Source organism: Acinetobacter sp. YH12134 (assembly GCF_013418555.1).
Taxonomy (GTDB): Bacteria; Pseudomonadota; Gammaproteobacteria; order Pseudomonadales; family Moraxellaceae; genus Acinetobacter; species Acinetobacter indicus.
Window position 1 is genome coordinate 1 of sequence record NZ_VPBT01000037.1, and the last position, 10,836, is coordinate 10,836.

Consider the following 10,836-nt stretch of genomic DNA (forward strand, 5'->3'; position numbering starts at 1 on the left):
TGTTCCATTTTAGAGATTTGTTTAAGATAAGATATAACTCATTGAGATGTGTCATAGTATTCGTCGTTAGAAAACAATTATTGTGACATTATTTCAATGAGTTATCTATTTTTGTCGTGTACAGAGAGGCTGTTTAATAAAGACCTGGTTGAAAATATTGATTACATCATTGAATCGACCAGCGAAGACTCGGTACAACTCAAGTAAAGCTAGACATAATCCAAGAAAAATAATCACAGAAAAAGGACGCTGAATTGAGCGTCCTTTTGATAAATAGGGGATCAATGAGTCGTATCTAGCTTATTCATTATGGATGATTCGGTTCCTGATACACAATCAGGGCCGTTAAAATAGGAACTGCGAAGGCTGGAATTAACAGCATAATCCAGTACTCGACGCTTGGCATGTTGCTCAAGAATTGATACACGATAAAACCTAGACCTAAAACTGCAAACAGGCAGAATGCAAACAGAATAATAAATTTTTGCATCTTCAATTCCTCTTTTAATTTAATGTCTCAAGTTCACTATAACGGATAACGCAGAATTTAGAAAAAGACTTATGTTTCATTCTGTTGCCGGCGATTGTTTGCTATCAATCTAGCGATAGAGCAGGGTGAAAATGAGAACAGATGCGATGAAAAAATAAGGCTGAACTTCACGACAGCAATATAATAAGCCTGATTAAGTTTTGTTCAATAGTCTTTTTGCTATACAAATGCTGAGAAATGTTAGAAGGCTTGCCAATCCAAGCCGAAGGGGACTATAGTGAACCTACAGTAGGTCGCAAAACAAAGACGCTACGATGTAGTTGGACGGATCAATGACAGCTTGTTGAGTTTGTAACTCCGGTTCAAACAATAGATCTAGCACTAGCCTTCCAACATAAAAAAGCTCGCAGCAATGCGAGCTTTTTCTTGCTTAAAATAATGATGAATTGAGCGTCACATTGAGCAAATTGTTAAGAATAAGAAAAATCGGATAAAATGTTAAACCATAAAAATCAATCACTTATTTTTAATTATAATGACCTAATAAAGCATAGAATTAACATTGTCAAACAAATTAACAACTCTGTTTAGTCAAACTTGAATCAGCTATGCTATAACAAATTGTCTTCAAGAAAACCAATGATAAGAGGAAATAACCATGAGCCAATTAATTGATATTAAAGTAGAAGATCAATATCAGCATCGTTATGATGCCAAAGCACAGCTGCGTCAGATTGCTGAAAATGCCAAAACAGCTGAATTGCCGTTATTTAAGAAAATTGACCATATTATTGTCGAGGATGAAATTATCCTGCCAAGTATTGAATTATTTTTTGAAAGCCAGAAGAGCAATAATATTTATAAAATTATTGAATAGAAAGAAACTTAGCATTTGCTAAGTTTCTTGTTTTAAGCTGGCCTAAGCGGTTTCAAACTGATTCAGCACATGCGCCAACAGTTGATAAAGCGCCAGACGATTTTTATTGGCCTGCTCAACTTCTGTTTTATTTAAGTGGATTTCTTTTTTCAAAAGACCTTGTGTACGTTGTTGTACACAGACATGCTGCGAAGATACCGGATCATTTTTAAGCGTTAATTGTGGGCCTTGATGATAATGAAACAAGGCATGCAAACATTGATCCAAGCTCGGATAAAAATGAGAAATGGTTAAGGCGGTGAGGTTCGCAGACTTAGGGATACGCCGACTCATACGTCTTTACTCTTTATTTATAAGTGACCTGATTCTAAAAGACTTGTGCCCATTTTGCATGCATAAAGTTGTAAAAAGCGATGCTTGATCTTCAAGGACTTCAAAACAGGTGATGATTTCACTCTAACCGCTTTAAATCAGGCCGACATCAACATCGTATTTATGGAACTCCTGCAAAATATTGCGCAGCATCTGTTGGGCGGTTTCATCTGCAGCGTTCAGGATAATTTCCTGATTGCGGGTGCTGTCGAAGCATTCAATCGCCTGAATCAGCCAGCGCTGTTCATGTTCGGTGCTGTGAATGATGATACGGCGGGGCTGTAACTGTGCGGAAACCTGACGTGGAATGACATGGGTAATGGCCAGCTGAATCTGCTTGAGTTCGTCTTTAGGACTTAAAAAGGTGATGACCCAGTTACCAACTTTGCTGAGTTGCATCGGATTATCAAAGGGTTCAAATTGCAGGTAGTGCAGGGCAGACATGCTTCATTCCCAACAGAATACAGAGCTGTTGTTATGCCGTGCTGTGGCCAATCTCACTATTGGTCTTAAGTCTTAGTGTTTTAAGAAAGGATTGCTTATTTTTAATTATTTTTCTAAAAGCTGAACAATAACCGCTATTTATAAAGGTTTTTAGCGTATATAAAGAAAATTCTTAGATAAAAAAAGACTTAAAGCGAAGCAAAATTATATGAATCTTCAGGTGCTTTGCAGGCTTTGCAGCGAAAAGTTAATTTGCTGTAAAGCATGGTTCAGTTCTTTTGGTGGCAAACGCGATTCCTGTAATTCGGTAATCCACTGCATTTGGCACAGTTTCAGGCTACGAATATCCGGTGCAGCCTGAATGCGGAGAATAAGCTGCTTGGCCATTAGGCCACAATAACGCTGCAACAAGCTGGCCATTAATTGCTTGGTGTCTTCAAAGCTCAAGGCAACCAGCGGTTCTGGCTCTGGCTCCACTTCTGGTGGTACTTCAATTTCCAGGACCGGAATTTCTGGAGCAATCGCGGCGGGTTCGGCTTCAGCCACTTTGGCCGCTGAAGACGGGGCAATAATATGTTCGACCCATTTTTCCACCAGTTTTGGTACCGGCGTATTTAAGGTGGTTTTAATTTCTGAACGTAGGGTAGAGGCTGCTTCACTTTGCGGTTCGGCTTGAGCTGGCACCAAAATTTCTGCTTCGGCTGGCTCGGTCGCAGCAGAGCTGATTAAACCCATCTCCAGCAATTGTTCAATTAATTCTGGCGTAGCAATACGCTGTTTAAACTGGTCGCCCAATTGCTCGAAATCTTCGGTTCCAATTAGCACCAGAAGACGGCGTTGACGTGCATTCAATTGCAGCTGGCGTTGTTGCAGGGCGTCAATGCCCAACTGTGTTTTATGATAATGAATCATGCCTTAATTTATTCCCCAAATAAATTAAGGCTGACTATAAAGAATGAAAATTACACTAATATGAAGGGTTTATGACATTGTTGGGCTTAGAGTGTGACGATGTTGGCGTTCTCAAGGGCTTTTCTTAAATAAGGGTCAAGTTCATCCTGACGCAGCAACCATTGGATATAATCATTTGGTAAATCGGCAATGGCCGTACCACGATGCTTACCAAAACTCATGACGCGTGGAATACGGGCGTCTTCAGATGCAGCATATAAGGCTTCAATACTGTCAATTTGCAGATGATGCACAATATGCATCAGGATATTGGCGGTCAAAATAATATCCATATCGGCCCGGTGCGCTTTTTTAATCATATCGCGGGCTTTTTCGCTGCCTTTGCTAATCATGTAAATTAAGGCAGAAATGTTGTGTGCTTCAACATCGGGCCAGACCAGACGCGCCAGAGCAAGGGTACAAATCGCCTTAATATGAGAAGTATCAACACCGCATTTTTGAATAGCACGAATGTCATAATCAATATTGTGACCAATGATATACAGCGTTTCTTCAGGTAGGCAGAAGCTGGTGTAATGCGGCTGATCAATCAGGTCGGATTCCAGAATATGATGCACGGCCATCGCGGCATAGGAAATCGGTTCATCGACCTGATAAAACTGGTCAAAAATTTGCGATTTATCCAGGCTGATTTTGCCCTGTTGTAATTGAATGGGCGCATAGGCAACTTCGATCGGATAACCATTCAGGGTATGGGTTTCAGTGTCGAGAATAATCGCGTGCATGTGCTCATTCGCTTGTTAAGGGATTTAAAAAGCAATCTAACACTATCATGTTGAAAGTTACAGGGCTGTCGGGCGAATAATCGGCATTTGTGGGCCGTTCAGCTTATCTATTTTAAAGATAAGTGACTCTATTTTAATACAATACACTTATATATTAATTGCACTGATATTGCCTGAGCGCAGCAAACAGCGTAAAAGTGAAAATTGCGAAGGACGCAACTTTAGAATAATACCTGTATAAGGATAATCAGATGAGAAAAATTTGGCTTAGTGTGGCGTTGGCCAGCAGCAGTTTATTTTTAACGGCATGTAATGATGACAATGACAACAGCGCAGTCATCATTGATGATGGTATTCCGAAGCATAATATTAGCCAGCCAGTAGTAAAAGCTGAACTTTATTTAGACCAGGATTCCAATGCGAATATGGTCTTACAGTCGGTTAGTGCTTCACAAACCTTGATGACGTATAAAATGCTAGGAGTGAATGGGCAGGAAACACAAGCTACGGCCTTGCTGTTTGAACCCAATCAGCCTAAACCGGCTGGTGGATGGCCCATTGTGGTCTGGGCACATGGCACCACGGGCGTCGCCGATATTTGTGCACCAAGCCGTCAGGGCCTGAAAGGCAATGAATATTTTATTGCGCGCCTGCTGGCTGAAGGTTATGCCGTGGTCGCTCCAGATTATGAAGGGCTGGGCGAACCGAGTGGACAAGAGCTGCATCCGTTCTTGAATTTAAAAAGTCAGGCTTACTCCATTACCGATGCGGTTGTGGCGGCACATCAACATTTTAACAATAGCGCTGAAACACGCTGGACCGTGGTCGGTCATTCCCAAGGTGGACAGGCGGCTTTAGGTGCAGCGCAATATGCATCCCGGGCGCAATTAAATTATAAAGGTGCGGTAGCCATAGCGCCGGCATCTTCCCTGAGCATGATTCTTAGCGGTGGAGAACAGCAGGCAGCAGCAGAACCAGATCTGAGCAAAAAAATACAGATTCTGGCTCCATTAGATACTTTCACTGCATTAATTACGGCAGGTCTTAGAAATAGTCATCCAACCCTGCAATACTCTGAAGTGTTCAAGAACCCGACAGACCTGCTCGCGGCAGAAGCCGAGTCGCTGTGTAATGCCGATCTTGGCGCAGCATTTGGTGGAGAAATGGTGAAGTATGCACAAACCTATGGCAACTTGGCCGCTTATCCGCGTACTCAACCGAATTTCATGACGACCATCCCTGAAGTTAAAGATTTCTTAATTAATAGCTCACAGCCGTTAAAAGTGAAAATCAGCACGCCTATATTTATTTATCAAGGAACAGCAGATCCAACTGTCCCGAAACAAGTTACCGATTACTTAGTTCAGTCGGCTCAAGGGGTGGGAACTAAAATTCATTACGTAACTGATCAGGACTTACCTATAGATCAGAAATGGGATCATGGCTCTGTATATGTCGATAATTGGGATGAGATTGTGGCGGATGTGAAATCGATCATGCCTACCCAATAATTTTTTCAATTCCGGTAAAGATAGAATTAATGATATAGCTCATGTTTTTATAAAAACATGGGCTATTTTTATGCAAAACTGATTAAAGTTGATGGGTAAAAAATATAAAGTTCATGTTACAATATGCGCCAATCTTAGCACGGCTTAAAAGCCCTACATGAATAGGACCTCGCTAATGTTTGCCAATATCTCTATTGCTGACTTTGATCCAGATTTAGCTCAAGCAATCTCTAATGAAGATGCGCGTCAAGAAGCACATATTGAGCTAATCGCTTCAGAAAACTATTGCTCACCTGCAGTAATGGAAGCTCAAGGTTCAAAACTGACCAATAAATATGCAGAAGGCTACCCAGGCAAACGCTATTACGGCGGTTGTGAATATGTAGACGTTATTGAACAATTGGCTATTGATCGTGCTAAAGAACTCTTTGGTGCTGACTATGCTAACGTTCAGCCGCACGCAGGTTCTCAAGCAAACTCTGCAGTTTACTTAGCATTACTGAACCCGGGCGACACAGTTTTGGGTATGAGCCTGGCTCACGGTGGTCACTTGACTCACGGTGCAAAAGTTAGCTTCTCTGGTAAAACATATAACGCGGTTCAGTACGGTTTAAACCCTGAAACTGGCGAAATCGACTATGAAGAAGTTGAACGTCTGGCTTTAGAACATAAACCACGCATGATCGTTGCTGGTTTCTCTGCATACAGCCAAATCGTAGATTGGCAGCGTTTCCGTGACATCGCAGACAAAGTAGGCGCTTACCTGTTTGTGGATATGGCACACGTGGCTGGTCTGGTTGCTGCAGGGGTTTACCCGAACCCGGTACAAATTGCTGACGTCACTACAACCACTACCCATAAAACACTACGTGGTCCACGTTCTGGTTTAATCCTGGCTAAAGCCAACGAAGAAATCGAGAAGAAATTACAATCTGCTGTGTTCCCAGGCAACCAGGGTGGTCCACTGGTTCACGCGATTGCTGCAAAAGCAATCTGCTTTAAAGAAGCAATGGCGCCTGAATACAAAGCCTATCAACAACAAGTTGTGAAAAACGCACAAGCGATGGCTGAAGTGTTAATCGAACGCGGTTACGATGTGGTATCTGGCGGTACGAAAAACCACTTGTTCCTGTTATCTTTAATTAAACAGGACATCACCGGTAAAGATGCGGATGCTTGGTTAGGTGCTGCTCACATCACTGTGAACAAAAACTCTGTACCAAACGATCCACGTTCTCCATTCGTCACTTCTGGTATCCGTATTGGTACACCAGCAGTAACCACACGTGGTTTCGGCGAAGCTGAAGTACGTGAACTGGCTGGCTGGATCGCTGACATCCTGAACAGCAAAGGGGATGAAGCTGTAATTGCTGATGTCAAAGTAAAAGTTGAAGCTGTTTGCGCGAAATTCCCGGTTTACGCGAAATAAGCCCGCACTTGAGAAAAAGCTCCCTCAAGGGAGCTTTTTTTATAGGTGCTAAAAAACAAATTGCAATTATTCAGCCGGATTAAATTCTGCTATAACAGTTGCATAGCACTTGTGAAATAGATCAATTATTTTTATTTTTGGCTGATAATGATAAAGGAACAAAGAATGGATAAACCGACAATTATTTTGTCTGAACAAGACTTGCACCGTTTAGAAACCATGCTTGAACATCAGTCTAAACTTACCCCGACCATGGAACATCTGGAAGATGAGCTGGCGCGTGCCGAAGTGGTTGCACCGCAAGATGTGCCAAGCAATGTGGTGACCATGAATGCCCGCGTGCTGGTGACCATTGCACCTTTCCCGGAACCGACCGAAATTACTTTGGTGTATCCGCATGACTTCCGTGGTGATAAAGGGCAGGTCAATGTTTTGGCGCCGGTAGGGGCTGCAATTTTGGGACTGGCTGAAGGGCAGGAAATTGAATGGCCACAACCCGATGGTCATATTATGAAAGTCCGTATTGATAAAGTGTTGTATCAGCCGGAACGTGAAGGTGATTATTTATAATCTCCGCTGCGTGAAAAATTAAAGCCCTCAGTTGAGGGCTTTTGTGTCTTTGCAGTTTGGCTTAAAAATTTGATAAGTATGCGCGAAAAGGAGAGGATTCACTCTCTGTCATTGATCAGTAAAATATTGTTAATTTTAAATATTCCGCTTTTACTGCATTTGCAAAAAGCTACAGCTTGCTTTATATAAAAGTCTTAGTATAAAAAATGATTTGATCAAGCTGATGATGTTATGCCGCAAATAGATGTGTTAGAACCATTAACAGAGCTGGAGCTGAACCGGGATACCATTCTCTCGATCAAGCGTCATGAGCTGGTGCCGGTATTAAATGACCAGTACAAATTAAATCATTATGCCGATGCCCTCATTCAGTCGCAGGCAGTGCTGTTAAATGGGATTGATCCGCACATGACCCAGCAGCTCAGTCAAACCATTGAAGAATTGATCCGCATGCTGGCGGATTCCAAAAAATATCTGAAAAAACGCAAATTTAATGCGCTGCAAAAATGGCTGGGGATTGATCTGGAATATGGTTCCAGTCAGGTGGAATATTATAAAAAGCTGGACCGCTTACTCGATCAGGCCAATCATTTAAGCCAGAAATTACAGATCGAAATTCAGAAATCTCAAGCGCGTTTTCAGCAGTTACGTGGCTTAAGAGAGCAGATGGCGCAGCATATTGTCGCCGCTGAAGAATTTTTGACTGAATATCCAAGTTTTGTGAAACATCAACATCCTTTAGATAACTTCTCGGAACGATTATCTAAAAAAATAAATACACTGCGCACACTGCAGGCGAGTAATGATATTGCCATTACCCAGATGCAGCTGAGCCAGCAGCTGTCATTTACCTTGTTGGACCGGTTTAAGGAAGCGCAGCAGGTGCTGATTCCGGCCTGGCAATATCATGTCAAACAAAGTCAGCAAAGCAGCTCGACAAGTGAGCTGGAAAAGCTTGATAATAGTCGGGAAAATCTGATTAAAACGCTAAAAAAATCACTCGAAAACAGCTCTAAATAGAATCAAATATAAGGTGACGTATGACCCATCCTGAACAGGTAAATGCCGTGGTGGAAGCCACAACCGAAGAAAATCAGCAGAAATTCCAGGCGCTCAATTTACAGGAAATTGGCTTGCAGCCATCCGATTTCAATGAGGTCATGGCCGCGCGTAAAGAACTGGCCGACTTAAGCCATAATTCGGTGGCGGAATATGGGAAAAATATTGCCACCAAAACTTCGACTTATACTGATGAACTGCTTCATCTGGTGCAGAATAAAGATCTGGATGCGACCGGGCAAAAGCTGAATCAGGTGGTACAGGTGGCGCAGCAGTTAAATACCAGCAGTATTCTCAACAAATCGAAAAGTTCCGGTTTTTTTGGCAGCCTGATCAGCAAGTTTAAAGGTGCCAAGCAGAATTTTGACCAGCACTTTAACAGCACCAAAGAACAGATTGATGTACTGGTCAAGGAAATTGAAACCTCGCAAAACGGCTTAAAAACCCGGGTCGATACTCTGGATAAAATGTTTGAAGGCGTGCAGGAAGAATATAAACAGCTGGGGATTTATATTGCCGCTGGCCAGCTCAAGCAGCAGGAAATTCAGCAGCAGATTGGCCAGTTAACCACGCAGGAGCAGGACCAGAGTACCACCCAGAAAGTTTATGATCTAAATCATCTGGCCAATAATCTGGAAAAACGCGTCAGTGATTTACAGGTGTTGCAGCAATCGGCCATGCAGACCTTGCCGATGATCCGGATTATCCAGTCCAATAACCTGATGCTGGTCGACAAGTTTTATGCGATTAAAAACATTACCTTACCGGCCTGGAAAAACCAGATTAGTCTGGCAATTTCCTTAAATGAGCAAAAGAACAGTGTGCAGCTGGCCAACAGTATTGATGATGCCACCAATGAGCTGCTACGCCGTAATGCCGACCTGCTGCATCAGAACTCGGTCGATACCGCCAAAGCCAACCAGCGTTCAGTGATTGATATTGAAACGCTTGAACATGTACAAAACACCCTCATTAAAACAGTCAATGATGTGATTCAGGTGCAAAAAGAGGGAATGCAAAAGCGTGCCGAAGCAACCACGCGTTTACGTGTGCTGCAAGATAACCTGAATCATCTGGTGCTTGAATCAAGTTCGAGCGGTTCCAATCCTTCCTGAGTAAACGCTGGCTCGGGAGTATTGCAAACGTAAGGAGAATACATTGCCCTTAGATGATTATGCGGTACCGACCGAGCACATCAATAGCGGTGTGCTGGCGCTGAAAAAGCGCCAGCGCAATCTGATGTTGCTGGGTATAACCTCCAGCACGGTGTTCATTGCCTCCATTATTGCTTTTTTTGTACAGCAAGATTTTGTCTATGGCTTTTTTGGCCTGACCACGCAGGTCGAACAGCTGCACATTCCTTTAACTGTTGATGCAAACCTGGCGATTTTAGAACAGCAACCGGATTATTTTCTGGGGCTGTTGTCTTGGTTTGGCTGGCTGTTTCTGAAATTATTGCTGTCGTTTATTGGCGCCTTTTTTGTGGTGCATTTTCTCAAGAAAATCCGCTTTTTCTATGTGCGCTTTCAGTCCTTTATCCTGAAGTTTGTCGGCTGGTTAATTGCCTTTATCATGCTGTGGTCAGGTCTGACCTATCTGCAATATGACCTGAAAAATGATGACTATGATGCGCAGCAAAAAATTGTCTATTACGACAAGCAGCTGGCAGAAAGTGAGCTGGCGCGTTATCTGGCAGATGCACCGCTGGATACACCAGTCAAATCCTATTTACTGGCGCAAACCGCTTTGTTGCATCAGCCACCGGATAAAGCCGCAGCCATTCCGCATGTGTTGAATCTGGTGAAGGCCGAGCAGCAGAATCCGGATTTTATTCAGTATGGCTTTAAACCGGAACAGCTCTGGTCAATGCAGCAACAGGTTTATGGCAAAACCCTGACCCCAATGGCAGAAAGCGTGAATAAACAGGTGGTTCAAGCCGAGCGTTTAAGTCAGTTTGTACAGATTCTGGTGATTACAGCGGCGATTGTGTCAGCCATTTTCAGCCTGATTTTCTTTGTGTTGGCACAAAGTTTTAAAAAGCGGGCATTAAGAATTGAGCAGCGGATTTTTTAATGCTGATGATGAGGCTCCTGTGGGAGTCTTTTTCTGGTAGATGATTTTTATCGCGTTGTTACAATTTAGATTGATCTATCCATAAAAGATAATGATTTGTAAAAGCGATCATTAATATAAAAACAAACTGTTTTGTCTATTTTAAAATTTGGCCTATGATAGCAGTATTGAAAAATTTGACTCCTTAGGAGACGTTAGCAATGTTAGATCAAAATACCACAGCCCAATTAAAAGCCTTGTTAGAACGCCTTGAAGGTCCAATCGAATTAGTGGCCACTTTAGATAGCTCTGACAAATCAGACAAAATCAAAGAA

The 10,836-nt window shown here is 42.6% G+C and carries 12 protein-coding genes and 1 pseudogene; 8 read left to right on the forward strand and 5 right to left on the reverse strand.

Annotated elements, in window-relative coordinates; genetic code table 11:
- Positions 1-307 precede the first annotated feature (307 nt).
- Positions 308-490: a hypothetical protein gene (locus FTU69_RS14165; RefSeq protein WP_005179103.1), complete on the reverse strand. Its 183-nt coding sequence runs from the start codon at positions 488-490 to the stop codon at positions 308-310.
- Positions 491-1,148: 658 nt separating this feature from the next.
- On the opposite strand from FTU69_RS14165, the gene FTU69_RS14170 reads away from it, so the two are divergent.
- Positions 1,149-1,367 carry a hypothetical protein gene (locus tag FTU69_RS14170; RefSeq protein ID WP_005179101.1) on the forward strand — a complete coding sequence of 73 codons (219 nt, stop codon included), beginning with the start codon at positions 1,149-1,151 and terminating at the stop codon, positions 1,365-1,367.
- A gap of 42 nt (positions 1,368-1,409) precedes the next feature.
- Here the strand turns inward: FTU69_RS14170 and FTU69_RS14175 are convergent, their stop codons facing one another.
- The 4 genes from FTU69_RS14175 to FTU69_RS14190 all read right to left on the reverse strand — a co-directional run bounded on the left by FTU69_RS14175 (position 1,410) and on the right by FTU69_RS14190 (position 3,880).
- Positions 1,410-1,700, reverse strand: coding sequence for a hypothetical protein (locus tag FTU69_RS14175; protein WP_180104075.1), 291 nt, complete (start codon positions 1,698-1,700; stop codon positions 1,410-1,412).
- A gap of 132 nt (positions 1,701-1,832) precedes the next feature.
- Positions 1,833-2,183: a hypothetical protein gene (locus FTU69_RS14180; protein WP_180088127.1), complete on the reverse strand. Its 351-nt coding sequence runs from the start codon at positions 2,181-2,183 to the stop codon at positions 1,833-1,835.
- A 216-nt stretch (positions 2,184-2,399) separates the two neighbouring features.
- Positions 2,400-3,095, reverse strand: a complete 696-nt coding sequence (locus FTU69_RS14185) for a hypothetical protein (protein ID WP_075166958.1) — start codon at positions 3,093-3,095, stop codon at positions 2,400-2,402.
- Positions 3,096-3,181: 86 nt separating this feature from the next.
- Positions 3,182-3,880 (reverse strand): putative quorum-sensing-regulated virulence factor, encoded by a 699-nt coding sequence (locus FTU69_RS14190; RefSeq protein ID WP_005179094.1) that lies wholly within the window; start codon positions 3,878-3,880, stop codon positions 3,182-3,184.
- Positions 3,881-4,131: 251 nt separating this feature from the next.
- Here FTU69_RS14190 and FTU69_RS14195 point away from each other — a divergent pair, with 251 nt between their 5' ends.
- The 7 genes and pseudogenes from FTU69_RS14195 to FTU69_RS14225 form a co-directional block, all read left to right on the forward strand.
- Entirely contained in the window at positions 4,132-5,391 is a 1,260-nt protein-coding gene (locus FTU69_RS14195; protein ID WP_180088129.1) for an alpha/beta fold hydrolase, read from the forward strand.
- Positions 5,392-5,566: 175 nt separating this feature from the next.
- Positions 5,567-6,820 carry a serine hydroxymethyltransferase gene (gene glyA, locus FTU69_RS14200; protein ID WP_180104076.1) on the forward strand — a complete coding sequence of 418 codons (1,254 nt, stop codon included), beginning with the start codon at positions 5,567-5,569 and terminating at the stop codon, positions 6,818-6,820.
- Between the two features lie 165 nt (positions 6,821-6,985).
- Complete coding sequence (gene rnk, locus FTU69_RS14205; RefSeq protein ID WP_005179090.1) at positions 6,986-7,390, forward strand: nucleoside diphosphate kinase regulator; 405 nt, start codon at positions 6,986-6,988, stop codon at positions 7,388-7,390.
- A 231-nt stretch (positions 7,391-7,621) separates the two neighbouring features.
- Positions 7,622-8,410 carry a tellurium resistance protein gene (locus tag FTU69_RS14210; RefSeq protein WP_104470294.1) on the forward strand — a complete coding sequence of 263 codons (789 nt, stop codon included), beginning with the start codon at positions 7,622-7,624 and terminating at the stop codon, positions 8,408-8,410.
- 20 nt (positions 8,411-8,430) lie between these two features.
- A complete protein-coding gene (locus tag FTU69_RS14215) occupies positions 8,431-9,564 on the forward strand; it encodes a toxic anion resistance protein (protein ID WP_045794839.1) in 1,134 nt (377 codons plus the stop codon).
- Between the two features lie 43 nt (positions 9,565-9,607).
- Positions 9,608-10,522, forward strand: coding sequence for a hypothetical protein (locus FTU69_RS14220; protein WP_168370138.1), 915 nt, complete (start codon positions 9,608-9,610; stop codon positions 10,520-10,522).
- Positions 10,523-10,722: 200 nt separating this feature from the next.
- A pseudogene (locus tag FTU69_RS14225) lies at positions 10,723-10,836 on the forward strand (alkyl hydroperoxide reductase); the annotation flags it as partial.